Annotated in this window: 12 protein-coding genes and 2 tRNA genes; 7 read left to right on the top strand and 7 right to left on the bottom strand. The window is 63.7% G+C overall.

What is annotated here, in order from left to right; genetic code table 11:
* On the top strand, window positions 1–605 hold a 605-nt coding region (locus tag FHS48_RS13020; protein ID WP_184263998.1), incomplete at its 5' end, for an IS630 family transposase.
* A gap of 62 nt (window positions 606–667) precedes the next feature.
* Here the strand turns inward: FHS48_RS13020 and FHS48_RS13015 are convergent.
* The 3 genes from FHS48_RS13015 to glmU all read right to left on the bottom strand — a co-directional run bounded on the left by FHS48_RS13015 (window position 668) and on the right by glmU (window position 6,162).
* Window positions 668–2,641, bottom strand: a complete 1,974-nt coding sequence (locus tag FHS48_RS13015; protein WP_221443500.1) for an ATP-binding protein — start codon at window positions 2,639–2,641, stop codon at window positions 668–670.
* Window positions 2,642–2,936: 295 nt separating this feature from the next.
* Window positions 2,937–4,760 carry a glutamine--fructose-6-phosphate transaminase (isomerizing) gene (glmS, locus tag FHS48_RS13010; RefSeq protein ID WP_184263997.1) on the bottom strand — a complete coding sequence of 608 codons (1,824 nt, stop codon included), beginning with the start codon at window positions 4,758–4,760 and terminating at the stop codon, window positions 2,937–2,939.
* Window positions 4,761–4,773: 13 nt separating this feature from the next.
* Complete coding sequence (gene glmU / locus FHS48_RS13005; protein WP_184263996.1) at window positions 4,774–6,162, bottom strand: bifunctional UDP-N-acetylglucosamine diphosphorylase/glucosamine-1-phosphate N-acetyltransferase GlmU; 1,389 nt, start codon at window positions 6,160–6,162, stop codon at window positions 4,774–4,776.
* Between the two features lie 194 nt (window positions 6,163–6,356).
* Between glmU and gph the strand changes: the two genes are divergently transcribed.
* Entirely contained in the window at window positions 6,357–7,085 is a 729-nt protein-coding gene (gene gph / locus FHS48_RS13000) for a phosphoglycolate phosphatase (protein WP_184263995.1), read from the top strand.
* Between the two features lie 79 nt (window positions 7,086–7,164).
* A tRNA-Val gene (locus FHS48_RS12995) sits at window positions 7,165–7,239 on the top strand.
* A gap of 118 nt (window positions 7,240–7,357) precedes the next feature.
* Here FHS48_RS12995 and FHS48_RS12990 read toward each other — a convergent pair.
* The 4 genes from FHS48_RS12990 to FHS48_RS12975 all read right to left on the bottom strand — a co-directional run bounded on the left by FHS48_RS12990 (window position 7,358) and on the right by FHS48_RS12975 (window position 13,123).
* On the bottom strand, window positions 7,358–8,164 hold the full coding sequence (locus tag FHS48_RS12990) for an oxidoreductase (RefSeq protein ID WP_184263994.1): 807 nt from the start codon (window positions 8,162–8,164) through the stop codon (window positions 7,358–7,360).
* Between the two features lie 40 nt (window positions 8,165–8,204).
* Window positions 8,205–11,267: an efflux RND transporter permease subunit gene (locus FHS48_RS12985; protein WP_184263993.1), complete on the bottom strand. Its 3,063-nt coding sequence runs from the start codon at window positions 11,265–11,267 to the stop codon at window positions 8,205–8,207.
* Window positions 11,264–12,358, bottom strand: coding sequence for an efflux RND transporter periplasmic adaptor subunit (locus FHS48_RS12980; protein ID WP_184263992.1), 1,095 nt, complete (start codon window positions 12,356–12,358; stop codon window positions 11,264–11,266). The genes FHS48_RS12985 and FHS48_RS12980 overlap by 4 nt, the downstream gene beginning before the upstream one ends.
* A 267-nt stretch (window positions 12,359–12,625) precedes the next feature.
* The gene (locus tag FHS48_RS12975; RefSeq protein WP_184263991.1) at window positions 12,626–13,123 is read right to left on the bottom strand and encodes a winged helix-turn-helix transcriptional regulator; all 498 of its coding nucleotides are present in this window, start codon (window positions 13,121–13,123) and stop codon (window positions 12,626–12,628) included.
* 199 nt (window positions 13,124–13,322) lie between these two features.
* On the opposite strand from FHS48_RS12975, the gene mtgA reads away from it, so the two are divergent.
* The 4 genes from mtgA to FHS48_RS12955 all read left to right on the top strand — a co-directional run bounded on the left by mtgA (window position 13,323) and on the right by FHS48_RS12955 (window position 17,716).
* On the top strand, window positions 13,323–14,033 hold the full coding sequence (gene mtgA, locus FHS48_RS12970) for a monofunctional biosynthetic peptidoglycan transglycosylase (RefSeq protein WP_184263990.1): 711 nt from the start codon (window positions 13,323–13,325) through the stop codon (window positions 14,031–14,033).
* An 87-nt stretch (window positions 14,034–14,120) separates the two neighbouring features.
* Window positions 14,121–14,195, top strand: a tRNA-Val gene (locus tag FHS48_RS12965).
* 258 nt (window positions 14,196–14,453) lie between these two features.
* Window positions 14,454–15,056, top strand: coding sequence for a TetR/AcrR family transcriptional regulator (locus FHS48_RS12960; protein ID WP_184263989.1), 603 nt, complete (start codon window positions 14,454–14,456; stop codon window positions 15,054–15,056).
* On the top strand, window positions 15,053–17,716 hold the full coding sequence (locus FHS48_RS12955) for a PEP/pyruvate-binding domain-containing protein (RefSeq protein ID WP_184263988.1): 2,664 nt from the start codon (window positions 15,053–15,055) through the stop codon (window positions 17,714–17,716). Before FHS48_RS12960 ends, FHS48_RS12955 begins: the two co-directional genes overlap by 4 nt.
* Window positions 17,717–17,775: the final 59 nt, after the last annotated feature.

Genomic DNA, 17,775 nt, shown 5'->3' with positions numbered 1-17,775 from the left:
TGCTGGCAACCGAGGCCGGTCGCGATGACGTGGCACGGGATCGCCGGGTCTGGCGGGCAAAACGTCAGCCCCGGATGCGCCAAGAACCGCATCGGTTGGTTTTTATCGATGAGACCGCGACCACCACGAAAATGACCCGGCTGCGCGGAAGGGCGCGGCGGGGGCAACGCCTCAGATCACACGCCCCATTCGGGTATTGGGGAACCCAGACCTTCATCGCTGCCTTACGATGCGATGCCCTGACGGCACCTTGGGTCATCAACGGGCCAATGAACCGCAAGATCTTCGAAACCTATATCGAGACGCAGCTGGCACCGACATTGCAGCCGGGTGACGTCGTCATCCTCGACAACCTGTCCAGCCACAGGAGCGAGAAGGCCGCGGCCATTCTCAAGGAACGTGGCGCATGGTTTCTGTTCCTGCCGCCCTATAGCCCAGACCTCAATCCCATCGAAATGGCCTTCGCCAAACTCAAGGCTCATCTCCGCCGCATCGGGGCTCGAACCATCAGCGCCCTATGGCAAGCCGTCGGCAGCATCTGCGATCTCTACTCTCCCGACGAATGCTGGAATTACCTCAAGCATGCAGGATATGTATCAGATTAAAGGCTCGATGCTCTAAATCAGATTTACGGAGACGCTTAATTGAAAATATTATTTCTATAAGCCTAAATGTCGTCGCCATAGGCTTGGCGTTGATAGGCTTGCGCCCCGGCTTGATCGTTCAAAAGCGCAATCAATTCTTTCAAGCAGATGGCGTAAAAAGTTGTGTTTGCAGAGCGGATTACATGAGTCAATCCATGATGGCGGCGACGATGTATGTGGTCGAAATCCAATAATGATAGAACTGTATAGTCTTTCTTATACTCGAAACCCATGTCCCAAAATACAGCTAAAGCAACGTCCTTTTGCTTTTTTACTCCACTTTCGAAATCCCTGATTAATCCATCGAGGGAAAATTTGTACTCAAGTATTTGAGGAGGACCAATATAAGTATTTTGAAGCTGCTCTCTGTATACGCCAAGCGGATTATTTACTTCGTCAAATACCAAGTGCTCCATAGGCTCTTCAACTATGAATCTCAGCACCCCGTCATACTGGGCGACCTGAGACGTCGCCAGCAACCGCACCCCTCGGATAACGCCACCTGCGAGTAACTGATTGAACAGAACAATTACATCTTGCTCCGAAAGCGGTTCTGACTGCACTGAAATCTTCCGCGTAGGTAAGAAGAAGTTATCGTTTTTTAACAGGAGCGGATGACTCTCTCCATGCTTCTCTTGCTCTCGAAGCCAGTCATGGAGATGTATCTCGCGCCCGATATCGGGCTCTTCTCCGCTATCTCCCTTTAGAAGGTCGCGCCTACCGGCAAGATGCCCCACAATAAAAACGGCAATTTTTTCGGCGAGCGCCCTCAACTCCGGCTGAAAGCCTTTTCGTCCCAAGTCCGGTTCCGCCCCTGAGAAATGGACGATCACATGAGTTTGATTCTGATGCCCAATGCTTTTAGTGAGAGGGATGGTGATCAAATCGCCCTGGGCCATGTGATTATTGGCCATCTGAAGTCCGCCCCGTAGAATTCGATAGTTCTTTCTTAATTTTGCCTTTACATCATTCAGATTATCCCAAACTGATGTTGAGTAAGCAAAATATCCGTATGCAGAAACGGAATGTTGCTTAATAATAAATCTTTCCTCTTCCGTAATACTTCTAATTTTAGAAATCAATTCTTCTGGATTGAACCAATCAAATAGCCCATTTGAATTGCGATATTTCTCAATAGCCCGACTCGGATCTTTTCCCGCACCTATAGCCGCTTTTTGAGAACTGACTACGGTGCTAAGCCTCTGACTCGCTTTTATTTCTTCATGAGGGTATTTGTATTTTGCTTTACAGCTATTCGAGACATTCGATGTACCGGCGGCATCCACAACTGTAAGATCGAAGCTGATTGAGCTGGCAGCTCCATCTTCAATATTGATATGTCCAAGCGGCGTCTTTACCAAAAGTAGATATAGCCATTGCTCGGGTGTGGTAGCTTGATACCACGAAAGGTTAGACGGGCGCGTATTCTTCCCGCCGAACGTGATCTTAAAGCTCGTTCCTTGGTCTATAGCATTGAAGCGTGTATCCACAGAGGAGGTCGGCAAAACTTGGGGGCGATGCACCGTTCCGGACGAGTCTTCGACCCAGTCTCGGCCATGCCGAAAACGACCGGAAAATTGGAAATGTGGGTTCTTGGTACGAATCTCAAGTTCGTTAAAACCGTATGCGATGTAGGTTGCTCCGACTCCCTTGTTGCCACGACTTGTGGCCTCCTTCTTGAAGGAAATGTTTGGAGCCATGAAAGCACGGAACTGCTCAAGGTGAAAGCCCGTGCCGTTATCAATAATCTGGAAAGAATTTTCCAATAGATTTATTATTATATCAAGCTTTGGGGTAAATTCATCATCACAATCCTGTCGCTTTTCGACAGCATCCATAGCGTTCTGAATTAACTCAGACATCGGATCATATGTTCCGACATAAGATTTAAGGATATTTTTTATTTCTCTTTTCTTTGCTGCTGTTAGTATTTCTAGATCGCTTCTATTGGCTATATCCAAGGGATCCCAGGGCTGAATTTCTGTTTGCTGATCCAAAGTGGTCCCCTCTATGCGCTGCCGTAAATTAGGCCAATGAGCGATTGTCAGTCCGGACGTGCTCGCTGCGTCCAGAATTATAACCTATGATTGTATACCTGAAGCACTCGAACGTGACTACACTCAAAACCTGGACACCTCCGGAAACAGAGGAATCTCTTTTTCCGGAGGTGTCCAACTGGCTGAACATGTGCTTTGCGTGCGCTGTCTGCATTCGCACATCAACGGACATAAAACAGCCCCGCCGGAAGGATCCCGGCGGGGCTGACTGTTTTTTCCCATCACAGACGCCGGATCACTCCACCGTCACGCTCTTTGCCAGATTGCGCGGCTGGTCAACGTCGGTGCCTTTCAGCACCGCCACGTGGTAGGCCAGAAGCTGCACCGGAATGGCGTAGAGGATCGGGGCCACGAACGGATCCACCGCCGGAAGGGTGATGGAGTAAACCGCGCTGTCCTTCATCCGCTCCACGCCGTCGGCGTCGGAGAAGGCGATGACCCGGCCGCCGCGGGCGACGGTTTCCTGCACGTTGGAAATGGTCTTGTCCAGCAGGCTGTCGCCCGGCGCAATCACCACCACCGGCACGCTGTCGTCGATCAGGGCGATCGGGCCGTGCTTCATTTCCCCGGCGGCGTAGCCTTCGGCGTGGATGTAGCTGATTTCCTTCAGCTTCAGCGCCCCTTCCAGCGCAATCGGATAGCTGGCGCCCCGGCCCAGATACAGCACGTCGCGGGCCAGCATCACGTCTTCGGCAATGGCGCGGATGCGTTCGTCGTGGTTCAGCACTTCCCCGGCGCGGGCCGGGACCTCGATCAGCGCCTGCGACAGTTCCGCCTCCCGCGCTGCCGAGATCGCCCCGCGCGCCCGCGCCACCGCCAGCGTCAGGCAGGCCAGAACGGTCAGCTGGGTGGTGAAGGCCTTGGTGGAGGCCACCCCGATTTCCGGCCCGGCCAAAGTCTGGAGGATGGCATGGCTTTCCCGCGCCATCGTGCTTTCCGGCACGTTGACCAGAGACACCACGTGCTGCCCATGCTCCTTGCAATACCGCAGGGCGGCCAGCGTATCGGCGGTTTCCCCCGACTGGGAGATGAACAGCGCCAGCCCGCCGTCTTCCAGCACCGGCTCGCGGTAGCGGAATTCCGAGGCCACGTCGATATCCACCGGCACCCGGGCCACGCTTTCCAGCCAGTATTTGGCGACCAGACCGGCGTAATACGAGGTGCCGCAGGCCACGATCGTCACCCGGCGCACCGTCGCCAGATCAAACGGCAGATCGGGCAGCGACACCGCACGGGTGCTGGGGTTGACCAGCGCGTTCAGGCTGTCGCCGATCACCTGCGGCTGTTCGAAGATTTCCTTCGCCATATAGTGGCGGTGTTCGCCCTTGCCGATCATCGCGCCGGACAGGGCGGAGACATGCACCGCCCGCTCCACCACATCGCCGCCGAGGGTGCGGAACTCCACGCCGTCGCGGCGCACCACCGCCCAGTCGCCTTCTTCCAGATAGCTGAGGCGGTTGGTCAGGTGCGACAGCGCCAGCGCGTCGGAGCCGATGTACATTTCCCCGTCGCCGTAGCCCACTGCCAGCGGGCTGCCCTTGCGGGCGGCGATCATCAGGTTGTGTTCGCCGGTGAAGATGATCGCCAGCGCAAAGGCCCCTTCCAGACGCTTCAGCGCCTTATGGGTGGCGGCCACCGGGTCCACCCCGTTCTGCCAGTAATGGCTGATCAGGTGCACCACCGTCTCGGTGTCAGTGTCACTGCGGAATTCGCAGCCCGCCGCCTGAAGCTCCGCCCGCAGGGTGGCGTAGTTCTCGATGATGCCGTTGTGCACCACCGCCACCCGGCCATCGGTATGCGGGTGGGCGTTGCGTTCCGTCGGCACGCCGTGGGTGGCCCAGCGGGTATGGCCGATGCCGACCGTACCCGGCAGCGGGTCTTCCTTCAGCCGGTTGGCCAGATTGACCAGCTTGCCTTCCGCCCGGCGGCGGTCGATGCCATCGCCGATCAGGGTGGCGATGCCGGCGCTGTCATAGCCCCGGTATTCCAGACGCTTCAGGCCATCAACCAGACGCGGGGCCGCATCCTGCAAGCCAACAACACCAATAATGCCGCACATGTCTGATGTTTCCTTACTTTTTCTTCGCCGGAGAATTACGTTCTGCGGCCTTCGCCGCCAGGGCCAGTTTCGCTGCCCGCTTCACATCCCGGAACCGGGCTGCCCAGCCGGATTTCTGCACCTGTTCGGCCCGGGTGACGCCCAGCGCATCCGCCTCGACATCGCGGGTGATCACCGATCCGGCCCCGATGATCGCGCCATCCCCCACCGTCACCGGAGCGACCAGAGAGGAGTTGGAGCCGACAAAGGCCCCGGCCCCGATGGTGGTCTTATACTTGCCGAAGCCATCGTAGTTACAGGTGATGGTCCCGGCGCCGATGTTGGCCTTGGCCCCGACAAAGGCATCACCGATGTAGGACAGATGGTTAACCTTGGCCCCGGCCTCGACCGTTGCCTTCTTGATTTCCACGAAGTTGCCGATGTGCGCACCTTCGCCGATGTCGGCATCCGGGCGCAGGCGGGCGTAGGGGCCAACGCTGGCCCCGGCGGCCACCGCACAGCCTTCAAAGTGGCAGAACCCCTTGATTTCCACGCCATCGGCCACCGTCACCCCGGGGCCGAACACGGTGAACGGCCCCACCGTCACATCCCGCCCCAGCCGGGTATCCCAGCTGAAATAGGTGGTGGCCGGGTCGATCAGGGTCGCGCCATCGGCCATTGCCTGCTGACGCATGCGGGTCTGGGCGACGGCTTCGCACACCGCCAGCTCGGCGCGGGCGTTGACGCCCATCACCTCCTGCTCCGAGCACGGCACCATCACGCAGGCGCGGCCATCGGCGCGGGCCAGCGCCACCACGTCGGTCAGGTAATATTCGCCCTTGGCATTGTCATTGCGGATGCGGTCCAGCCAGCCCCACAGGGCGGCCCCGTCGATGGCCAGCACCCCGGAATTGCACCAGCGCACCGCCAGCTGCTCCGGCGTTGCTTCCTTGGCCTCGACAATCGCGGTCAGGCTGCTGCCGTCTTCCAGCATCAGGCGGCCATAGGCCCCGGGATCAGCGGCCTCGAACCCCAGCACCGCCACCCCGGCACCGGCGCGTTCCCGCGCGTCAATCAGGGCGCGCACCGTTTCCGGGCGCAGCAGCGGGGCATCGCCGCACAGCACCACCACGGTGCCGGTAAAGCCTTCCAGCGCCGCCCGGGCCTGAAGGGCGGCATGGCCGGTGCCCAGACGGTCGTGCTGCACCACGGTCGGGTGCGGGGCAACCACCCTGGCCACCGCATCGCCTTCCGGCCCGACCACCACCACCAGACGGTCCACCCCGGCCTGTGCCGCCGCCGCCGCCACATGCGCCACCATCGGGCGGCCCAGCACCGGATGCAGCACCTTCGGCAGGCTGGACTTCATACGGGTGCCCAGCCCGGCGGCCAGAACAATCGCGGCAGCAGAAGACGGTGCCATCAAAAAACCCCACAGACCTGAAATGTTGCTCGGATTCCGCCTGCCCTGCCCGAGACCGGCAGAAAAGGGCGGATGGACTGGTGTGTCCGTCGGGAAAGTGCCATATCCTGATGCAACCGGAAAATCAAAACGTGTTTCGTTGTGTTTCAGGTTTTCCTCATTCCCCTTTCTTCTCACCGATAGCGGACGTAAAGATGACTCCCCACCTCCCCGCCCACCTCCCCGCCCTATTGTTTGACCTTGACGGAACGCTGGTGGACAGCGTGCCCGACCTGCTGACCGCCGTGAACAGCGTGCTGGCCGCCGATGACCGCGCCCCGCTGGACCGCACCGCCATCACCGCGATGATCGGCAACGGTGCCCGCAAGCTGATGGAACGGGCCTACCTTTACACCGGCGGCCTGCCCGCCCCGCGCCACGACGGCGAAACCGTCATCGAAACCCTTTATGACCGCTTCATGGAGGTCTACGGCGACCATCCGACGGCGGAAACCACCCTCTACCCCGGCGTGGTGGAAACCCTGACCACCCTGCACGCCGCCGGGCACCCGATGGCGGTGGTGACCAACAAGCCGGAACAGCCCGCCCTCGTCCTGCTGAAAAAGCTGGACCTGCTGAAGTTCTTCTCCGTGGTGATCGGTGGCGGCTCCACCCCGGTGCTGAAGCCCGATCCGCTGCCGCTGACCACCGCGCTGGAGCGCCTGAACGCCACCGGCCGCCCGGCGGTGATGATCGGCGACAGCATCAACGACAGCGCCGCCGCCCGCGCCGCCGGTCTGCCCTGCGTCTGCGTCACCTTCGGCTATTGCCACGGCCCGCTGGAAAGCCTGGGCGCGGATGCCCTGATCGACCACTTCAGCCACCTGCCGCAGGCGGTGGCACAGGTCCTTTCCCCGGCTGCGGCGCTGGCCGGAGCAGACTGATTTTTCCCTGTTGACAGCCGGGAGCCGGATCTATATACATCCGGCTCCCGACGCCGAGGATCTCGGCAACCGGTAAAACGGGCGATTAGCTCAGCGGGAGAGCACACCCTTCACACGGGTGGGGTCACAAGTTCAATCCTTGTATCGCCCACCATGAAACCCTCAAGGGAAACCTTGAGGGTTTCTTGTTTTTGGAATCTTTTCCGGGCTCTGGCGGGGGGCGGGAACCCTCAGGAAAACCACTGTGTCCCCCACCCCGGCCAAAGCCCCGGTCAGGACAGGCCGAACGTTTTCCGCAAACCCGCCTCAACCGGGCCTGAGGGCAGAAAGCGCCGCAGCACGGCCAGAAGAGAGGCCTCGCCCCGGGGTGTCCGCCGCATCCTCCATCGGCCCAATCCGGCAGCAACCACCGTGGCAGCGACCGCCTCCGGCCCCGGCGCCTTGCGGACATTGACCTGAATCGCCCGGGTGACGGCGCTGCGGTCCGCATCGTAGTCCGCAAGACGGGCCACCGCTTCCGGCGCATTGAGATCAAGGTTGGTGTTGGTGAAAGACGGCTCCACCAGCGTGACGCGGACCCCAAAGCGGCGCACCTCGTGATCAAGGGTCGCCGACAGGCCCTCAACCGCATGCTTGGAGGCCGCATAAAGCCCCATATAGGGCGCGGGAAGAAAGCCCAGCACCGAACTGATGTTAACAATCCGCCCGGACCGTTGCCCCCGCATGTGCGGCAACACCGCCTGCACCGTGCGCAGAATCCCAAGCACATTTGTCTCAAACAGAGACCGCGCCTCTGTTACCGACGTTTCTTCCGTTGCCCCCAGCAAAGTCACGCCCGCACTGTTGACCAGCACATCAATCCGTCCGGCCTGATCGATGATGCTCTGGATTCCGCTCCGGACGGACACCTCGTCGCGGATATCCATCTCGATCAGACCGACCCCCGGGAGTGGCCGGGCCGTCCGGCCGTCCCGCACGGTGCCGAACACCCGGCATCCCTGCCGGGCAAACTGCCCGGCGGCGGCCCGCCCGATACCGGATGACACACCGGTGACGACAACAACCTTAGGCTCTGACATTGCAGTTCCTTTCTGTGGGGTATAAAGGGAGAGAAGAAGATCAGCCCGGAACCGGCGTCGGCCTGATCCTGAACCAGATCGCATACATCGCCGGAAGGAAGGCCAACGTCAGGACCGTTCCGGCAAAGGTGCCACCGATCAGGGTGTAGGCCAGCGTTCCCCAGAACACCGAATGGGTCAGCGGGATGAAGGCCAGAATGGCCGCCAGCGCGGTCAGGATCACCGGCCGGGCCCGCTGCACCGTCGCTTCGACCACCGCCTCAAACGGGGTCAGGCCTTCTTCGATATTATGGTCAATCTGGCCGATCAGGATCAGGGTATTGCGCATCAGAATGCCCGACAGCGCAATCAGCCCGACCAGCGCATTGATGCCGAACGGCTGATGGAACAGCAGCAGGGTCGGCACCACCCCGATCAGGCCCAGCGGACTGGTGGCAAAGACCATCACCATGGCAGAGATCGAGCGGACCTGAAGGATGATGATGATCAGGGTGAGCGCCACCATAACCGGAAACAGCGGCAACAGCGCCTTGGTCGCTTTCCCGGATTCCTCAATGGATCCGGCCTCTTCGATCCGGTATCCGGCAGGCAGCCTGTCCATAACCGGCTGAAGCTGCCGGGTGATCGCCGCAGACACATCAGGGGGTTGCAGATCTTCCGCGATGTCGCCCCGCACGGTAATCGTCGGCATGCGGTCGCGGCGGCGCATCACCGGCTCCTCCATCCGTACGTCAATGCCCCCGACCTGCGACAGCGGAATACGCTGCCCGCTGGCCGTGGTCAGGGTAAAATCAGCGAACTTCGCCAGATCAAGCCGGGTTTCCCCCGCAGAGCGGGCCATCACCTGAACGGTGCGGATATCCTCGCGCACCGCCGTTACCGGAACGCCGGACAACAGAAACTGCAACTGCTGGGCTACGGCACCGGAGGTCAGGCCGACAGCCTGAAGGCGGTCCTGCTCCAGGGTAAAATGCAATGTCGGCGTCCGCGTGCCCCAGTCGGTGTTGACGGTCCGCAGCATCGGGCTGCCCTCCATCACCTGCCGCACCCCGGCCGCAATCTCCCGCAGCCGGTCCGGATCAGGCCCCACCACGCGGTAGGCCACGGGAAAAGGAGAGTACGGCCCGAACACGATCTGGGTGACCCGCAGGCGGGCCTCGGGGGCAAGGCCGGCAGCAATCTCCTGACGCAGCCTGTGCTTAAGGCGTTCGCGGTCCTCCTGACTGTCGGTGCGGACCACGATTTTCGCAAACGACGGATCCGGCAATTCCGGCGACATCGCCAGAAAGAAGCGCGGTGCCCCCTGACCGATATAGGCGGTGACAATTCTGGCCTCCGGCTGACCGGACAGCCAGGCCTCGACCTTGGCGGCGGCGGCGCTGGTCTGCCCGATTGCGGTGCCATAGGGCATCTGCACCTCGACCAGCACCTCCGGACGGTCAGAGGTGGGGAAGAACTGTTTCTTGACCGCCGCCATCCCCAGTACGGCAACCACAAAGGCCCCCATCACCGCACCGGCGACCAGCCATTTGTGGGCAATGACCCGGCGAAGCAGACGGCGCAGACGGTTGTAATGCGGGGTGTTGTAGATGGCGGCATGGCCCCCGTCCACCTTACGGATCTCCGGCAGCAGCCTGACGCCCAGATAGGGCGTGAAAGCCACGGCAACCACCCAGGACGCAATCAGCGCGATACCGACGATCCAGAACATGTTGCTGGTGTACTCACCGGCCGTGGACCGGGCAAAGCCGTTCGGCATGAAGCCGATGGCCGTCACCAGCGTACCCGACAGCATCGGAGCGGCGGTATGGCTCCAGGCATAGGCGGATGCCGCGACGCGGTCGTAGCCTTCTTCCATTTTCACCACCATCATCTCGATGGCAATGATGGCATCATCCACCAGCAGACCCAGCGCAAGGATCAACGATCCCAGCGTGATGCGGTCAAAGTTTTTACCGGTGGCCCCCATGATCACAAACACCACGGCCAGCGTCAGCGGCACTGCCGCCGCCACCACGATGCCGACCCGCCACCCCATGCTGAGGAAGCACACCACCATGACCACCAGCAGGGCGACAAAGAACTTGATCATGAACTCGTCAACGGCGGAGCTGATATTGACCGCCTGATCGGTGACTTTGGTCAGGCTGACGCCCACGGGCAGATCCCCGTTGATGGCCGCAACCTCCTGATCCAGCGCCCGGCCCAGATCCAGACCGTTCCAGCCGTCGCGCATGACGATCCCCAGCAGCAGTGCCGGTTCTCCGCCGCTACGGATCATGAAGGTCGCCGGATCCTCATACCCGCGGCTGACCGTGGCAATATCGGACAGTTTCAGCGTTTTTCCCCGCGCCACCACCGGCGTCTCGCGGATTTTCTCCAGTTCATCGAAGGCCCCGTCCAGCCGGATGAACACCTGCGGCCCGTTGGTTTCGACAGATCCCGCCGGGGTCAGCACATTCTGGCTGCTGATGGCGGCAAAGATATCCTGCGGGTTCACCCCCAGCGTGGCCAGCCGCTCGTGAGAGAACTCAACATAAATCCGTTCCGCCTGCTCCCCCAGAATATTGACCTTCTTCACGCCCGGCACATGCAGCAGGCGCTGGCGCAGGGTTTCCGCATCCCGCACCAGCAGGCGCGGGGCCTCGCCCCTGGCCTTCAGGGCAAACAGGGCAAAGGTCACATCCGCATATTCGTCGTTGACCATCGGCCCGATCACACCGGCGGGCAGGGTGCGGGCCTCGTCACCGATCTTCTTACGCGCCTGATAGAATTCCTCCTGCACGGCGGCAGGCGGCGTGCTGTCCATCAGCGTCACCGTGGTGAAGGCCAGACCGGGGCGCGTAAACGTCTCGCTCCGGTCATACCAGCGCAGTTCCTGCATGCGCTTTTCGATCTTCTCGGCGACCTGATCCTGCATCTCCTGCGCTGTCGCGCCCGGCCAGACCGAGACAACGGTCATGACCTTGATGGTGAAAGCCGGATCCTCGCCCCGCCCCAGTTTGAAGAAGGACAGGCCCCCGGCCAGCGAGATCAGAATGATCAGGAACAGCGTGATCGAGCGTTCCCGCACCGCAAGGGCGGAAAGATTGAACAGGCTCATTTCAGCACCGCCTTCTGCTCTGCGCGGCGGACCTGCTGCCCTTCGTGCAGGACATGGCCCCCCAGCGCGACAACGGACTCGCCAAGGCGGACCCCGTCGCTGAGGACCGCCCGTTCACTTTCCAGCCGGCGCAGGCGCACGGGCCGGAATGACACCGTGGCCGTCGGCCCGTCGATCACCCAGACCCCCGGACCGGCCCCCCGGTCATCAATGGCCCCCAGAGGCACCACAACAGCGGAAGCGGCATCCGCCGCCATGCGGATGGTGACCGTCGCCCCCAACGGGGCCGTGGCAGCCCTGCCATCCAGCACATAGCGGGCCTCAAACGTCCGCGTCACCGGATCAGCGGTATCCGACAACTGCCGCAGCCGGGCCGGAAAGCGCCCGTCAACACCATACAGGCTGGCCTCAGCCGTTGCCCCGATGGCAGGGCGCACCGTTTCCGGCAGATCAATCGCCGCCTCGCGGGGGCCGTCCTGCGCCAGCCGCATCACCACCTGCCCGGCGGCGACGAACTGGCCGGGCTCCGCCAGCGTTTCCATGATGACGCCGTCGCTGTCCGCCACCAGCGTGGAATAGCGCCCCTCGTTTTCGGCAACCTTCAGCTGGGCCTCCGCCGCATCAGACAGCGCACGGGCACTGTCGGCGGCCGCCCTCGCCTGATCATAGGCCGACTGGGACACCGCGCCGGATGCCACCAGAGACTGGTAGCGCGCCGCATCCGCCACCGCCTGCTTCATCCGTGCCCTTGCCGCCGCCGCGTTTCCGCGCTGGGCGGCGACAGCGTGTTCATAATCGGTGCGGTCGATCCGCATCAACGGCTGGCCCGCCCGGACCGGCTGACCGGCATCAACAAGGCGGGCCGTCACTTTCCCCGCCACCCGGAAGGTCAGGCTGCTTTGTACCCGGGCCATCACCAGCCCGGTAAAGCCCCGCTCCGCCCCGGCGGCAGGCTGGACCGTCGTGGTCCGGACCAGTGGCGGCAGTTGCCGGGGATCACTGTCAGACGGGGGCGGGGAATCACAGCCGGCCAATCCCATGGCCAGCCCGGCCAGACCGAAGGCCAGCCCAATCTTGGTTACTGCGGACATCTGCGTCCTCCGAACGATCTGCTGCATCTGAAGATCACCGGCCGCCACGGGCACGGTGTGGGTCACCTGCGGCCAGCAGGGGACGGCTGGCCTGAGATTCTCAGCCAGAGAAAAGCCCCCTCACCGAGGCTCCGGCGGAGTTTTTAAGGGGGGGAATCAGAAATGTGGGTCCATCGGCGGCGGCCCGGCCATCAGCGGACCACCGCCCCGGTCATGCACAGGGCGGAAAGAAATAACAGACAGGGGCGCCGGACAGCGCCGGGGCGATCAGCGTCTTCCGGAGTGCAGAAGATGGGCGTGCCGGTCCCGGATTTCTCCTTCGGCGGCAGGCCCCGGCGCGGTGGAGAACACCGGATCAGACAGGGCACGCCCGCTGATACGGTCAATCACCACCGGGTCGGCGGCTTCGCCGGTTTCGCGGTTGACGATGATGACGCTGGGCCCTTCAGGGGCAAAGTGCCTGTTACCCCACGCCAGCAGGGTTGCCAGCACCGGCTCGAAGTCCCGCCCCCGCTCCGTCAGGATATATTCAAAGCGCGGGGGGCGGTCGTTGTACTGCCGCCGCTCCAGCAGGCCGGAGTCCACCAGTCCGGCCAGACGGCGGGTCAGCATGTTGGATGCGATACCGAGACTTTTTTCAAATTCATCAAACCGCGTCAGGCCCTGAAGACAATCCCGCAGGATCAGGATGCTCCACCACTCCCCGACCCGGTCGAGGCTGCGGGCGATAGGGCACTGCGTGTTGCCGATACTTTTACGCTGCATGCCGGAGACACCTCGGTCACTTTCACCATTAAAGTTACTAAACACCAGTAACTGGCATAACGCAAGCTACTTTGTCGCCCGGCTGATCCCCCGTGCGCTTTTTCCCGATCCGTCCCGGCCCCCACACCGCCTTCAGGGTTTTCCCCCACCGGCATCACAGGTAGGCTGTGCAACCACCCCCAACCGGATCCCGCCGCCCGTGCCCCTGCCATTCCGCCTGCGCCTGCCCTCCCCCCGCACCCGCCGCCTGCTGTGGCGCGGGTTTCTGGCGGTTGCGGTCGGCCTGCCGCTGCTGCTGACCCTGCTGTTCCGCTTTCTGCCGCCGCCGGGCACCCCCCTGATGCTGATCCGCGCCGCGCAGGGCCATGGCCTGGACAAGGACTGGCAGCCGCTGGACGCCATCTCCCCACACCTGCGCCGCGCCGTCATCGCCTCGGAAGACGGGAAATTCTGCACCCACTGGGGATTTGACTGGGATGCGATCAGCAATGCCATCGACCGTTACGGCAGCGGGCGGACACTGGTTGGCGGCAGCACCATTTCCATGCAGACCGCCAAGAATCTGTACCTGTGGCCGGGCCGGACTTTCCTGCGCAAGGGGCTGGAAGCCTATCTGACCGTCTATCTGGAAGCCCTGTGGCCGAAGCGGCGGATTCTGGAGACCTACCTGAACATCGTGGAATTCGGCCCCGGCCTCTATGGGGCCGAGGCCGCCGCCCGCCACTACTTCCGCAAGCCCGCCAGCGCCTTAAGCCAGCGGGAATCCGCCTTGCTGGCCGCCCAGCTTCCTGATCCGCTCGACCGCACGCCGCTGCACCCCAGCCCGGCGGTCAGCCGCCACGTCAGCCGCATTGATGCCCGCGCCGATCAGGTGCAACTGGGCGCAGACGGGGCCTGCGGGGCCGGATAAAATCTGTCATTTTTTCCGTTGACAGGGTGGGGCCGTCTTTTCTATAAAGCGCCTCCCGACGCCGGGCATCCCGGCAACCGGTAAAACGGGCGATTAGCTCAGCGGGAGAGCACACCCTTCACACGGGTGGGGTCACAAGTTCAATCCTTGTATCGCCCACCATGAAACCCTCAAGGGAAACCTTGGGGGTTTCTTGTTTTTGTTTGGTCCCTTTTTTGTTTGGTCCCTCAGGCGGCGGGCGGGCGCATCCGCGCCCTTGCCTCACGCGCGAATGGTCGCGCGGGGCCTCAATGGCCCAGTCGGCCCTTTGGGCCTCCGTTTGTTTGATGGGTCCCTCAGGCGGCGGGCGCGGGCGTTCGCCCGCTTGACAAACTTGGACGACGTTTTATTTTGAACGACGTTCAAGTTTAGAGAGGTGCCATGTCCACCCCCTCCACCCGCCGCGAACGCAAACGGCAGGCCGCCCATGACGAGATCGTTGCCACCGCCGCCGCCCTGTTCGCCCGCGATGGCTTCAGCGCCGTCACCATGGAACAGATCGCCGCCGCCGCCGATGTGGCCAAGGCAACCCTGTACAGCCACTTCCCGACCCGGGATGCCATCGCAGCCGCCATGGTCCGCGCCGACATTGCCGCTTCGGAGCCGGAGATGCTGGGCCTGATCACCGCCCCCGGCACCACCGCCAGCCGTCTGGAACAGTTATTTGACTCCTCGGTCCGCTGGATTGAGCGCAACACCGGCCTGTTCCCCGCCTATCTGCGCCACCGCTTCAGCCAGATGGCCACCCCCGACGGCGACCGCCGCCGCAGCGGTTTCGGCATCATCCTGACCAAAGTGCTGGAACACGGGCAGGACAACGGGGAAATCCGCAGTGATATCAGTGCCGAAGCCCTGTCGGAAAACCTTCAGATGCTGTTCCTCGGCGTCACCATGCGCTGCCTGACTGATCCCGACCCGGCCGCCCTGCGTAGTGACTTTAACCGCATCCTGACCCTGTTCCTGCACGGAGCCGCCCCGCGATGACCGCCGCCTTTCCGCTGTTTCTTGACGGGGCCGAAGCTATTGCCGCCACCGGAGCCACCACCGGGGCCGCCCAGAGCGGCGGCAAGGCGGCGGCGCTGGCCCGCCTCAGCCTGCTCGGCTTTCCGGTCCCGGAGCTGGCAGCCCTGCCGGTGGCGGCCTTCCGGGCCTTTCTGGAAAGCAACGGCCTGATGCCCCTGTGGCAGCGGGCCTGCCCGGACCCGGAAACCGCCCTTATACCCCCCGCCGCTGCGGTCGCCCTGCAACAGGCCATCGTCACCGCGCCGCTGCCTGCCGATCTGCGGGACCGGCTGGCGGCTCTGGTGGCACGCTGGCCGTCGATAGCCGTCCGGTCCTCGGTTTCCGGCGAGGATTCCGCCGCCGCCTCCTTTGCCGGTGTCCATACCTCTCTGCTGCATGTCAGCGGGGCGGCGGCGCTGGAACAGGCGGTGCGGGCCTGCTGGGCCTCCGCCTGGGGGGATGGTGCCCTCAGCTACCGCCGCCGCCTGCGCCTGACCGCGCCGATTGAGCCCGCCGTGGTGCTGCTGCCGATGCTGTCCGCCGTCTCCGCCGGGGTGGCCTTTTCGCAGGATCCGCGCAGCGGGCGGCATGACCACGTACGGATTGCCGCCGCCTTCGGGCTGGGCGAAGCCGTGGTGCAGGGCCGCTGCGACCCCGATGACATCATCGTGGAACTGACCACCGACGGCACCCTTTGCGATGGCAGCGACACCCGGATTGTGCAGTGGACCCGGGGCCGGAAGGAGCTGCGGTTTATCCCCGCCCCCGGTGGCGGCACCGTCACCGAACCCGTCCCCGCCGCACAGGCCGCCGCCCCTGCCCTGCCGGAGGAGGCCGCCCGCGATCTCGCTCGGCTGGCGCGGCAGGTGGAAGACACTCTCGGCGCGTTCGAGACACCGCAGGATATCGAATGGGTGTGGGACGGCCACCGCCTGTGGCTGGTGCAGGCCCGGCCGGTGACGCGGCTGCCCGAGACCATGCCCGCCGCCATCGCCGGGCAGCCGCTGCTGTGGTCCGATGCCAATGTGCGGGAGGTGGCGGCCCGCCCGCCCTCCGCCATGGGCTGGAGCCTGTCGCGGGACCTGCTGCAACGGGCGCTGGTCGCCCCCGCCCGCTTCACCGGCGGGGTCCCCGCCCCGGAAATCCGCCGCTTCCGGCTGTTCCACGGGCGGATGTACCTGAACCTGTCACAGATGCAGTGGGAAAGCTGGCAACAGTTCGGCACCCCGCCCGCGCTGTTTAACAGCATGATCGGCGGCCATCAGCCCGCCATCACCGTGCCCGCCGCCGGATGGCGGGACCGCCTGCGCTGGCTGCGCTCCGTCAGCCGGATCAACCGTGCCCTGAAGGCCATGCGCCGCGCCCTGCCCGCCCATGTTGCCGCCGTGCGCGCCGAGGTCACCCGCCTGACCACCGTCCTGCCGGACCCTCTCAGCGATACCACCCTGATTGAACGCGCCGATGCCCTGTGCCGCCTGATCACCCCCGATGACGTGATCCTGACCGGGCTGATCTTCGGCGGCGGCGGTGTGCTGCCGGTGCGGCTGCTGCTGGAAAAAGTCCGGCCCGGACGCGGGGCGGAACTCGCCTCCGCCCTGATGGCCGGGCGCGGCGGCGTCACCAGTGCCGACCATGGGGCGCGTCTACAGGATCTGGCGGCGCTGATCCGCACTGACCCGGAGGCCCTGCGCTGGATCAGGCAGTTTTCAGACCCGGTCTGCCCGGCCCCGGCCCCGTATCAGGACTGGCAGAGCCTGCCGGAGTCCTCGCCGTTCCGGGCCGCCTTCGCCGGTTTCCTCGCCACCTTCGGCCACCGCAGCATTGACGAAATCGACATCGCCAGCCCGCGCTGGCGGGAAGACCCCGGCTGGCTGCTGGAGGTGATCGCCGGGCACCTGAACACCGGGACGGGGACTGGCAGCGCCACCCCGGACACCGCCCGCCAGCGGCAGGCCGCCGCGTGGTCCGCCGTGCCCGTCGCCCTGCGCCCGCTGATCCGCACCCTGACCCGCAACGCCGCCACCGATGCCGCCGCCCGCGAAGAGGCCAAGTCCACGCTGGTCTTCATCCTCGACGGCATGCGCCGCCTGATGCTGGCCCTCGGCCAGCGGCTGACCGAACGCGGCGAGATCGACACCCCCGAAGACATTTTCCACTGCACCCGGCAGGAGGTGTGGCACCACACTCTGCGCGGCCCCCTGCCCCTGCGCCGCCGCATTGCCGAACGCCGCGTCCACCGGGCCACCCTGCCGGAAGCCCCCCCGGCGGTGATCACCGGCGGCCTGCCCCTGCCGCCCGTCACCCCGGTGGTGGCCGATGACACCACACTGGCCGGAATGGGCGTTTCCGGCGGCGTGGTGCGCGGCACCGTCCGCCTGCTGCACCACCCCACCGACGGCCACCGCCTTAAGGCCGGGGATATTCTGGTCGCCCCGGCCACCGACCCGGCGTGGACCCCGCTGTTCCTGCGGGCCGGGGCCATTGCGGCGGAAACCGGGGGCTGGATCTCCCACACCGCCATTGTGGCGCGGGAATACGGCCTGCCCGCCGTTGTCAATTGCCCCGGCCTGCTCCAGCGGCTGCGCGACGGCGAGACGGTCGAGGTGGACGGCAACGCCGGGGTGATCCGTCTGCTGCGGTAAGCGCCCCCCCTCCGTATTGATGCGGATAGCCGCAGGGGGAAGGCTCCGGTAGCGTGGCG

The organism is Novispirillum itersonii (assembly GCF_014205675.1).
Classification (GTDB): Bacteria; Pseudomonadota; Alphaproteobacteria; order Rhodospirillales; family Rhodospirillaceae; genus Novispirillum; species Novispirillum itersonii_A.
The sequence above is the reverse complement of the archived record's forward strand: the minus strand, read 5'-3'. Positions and strand labels throughout refer to the sequence as shown.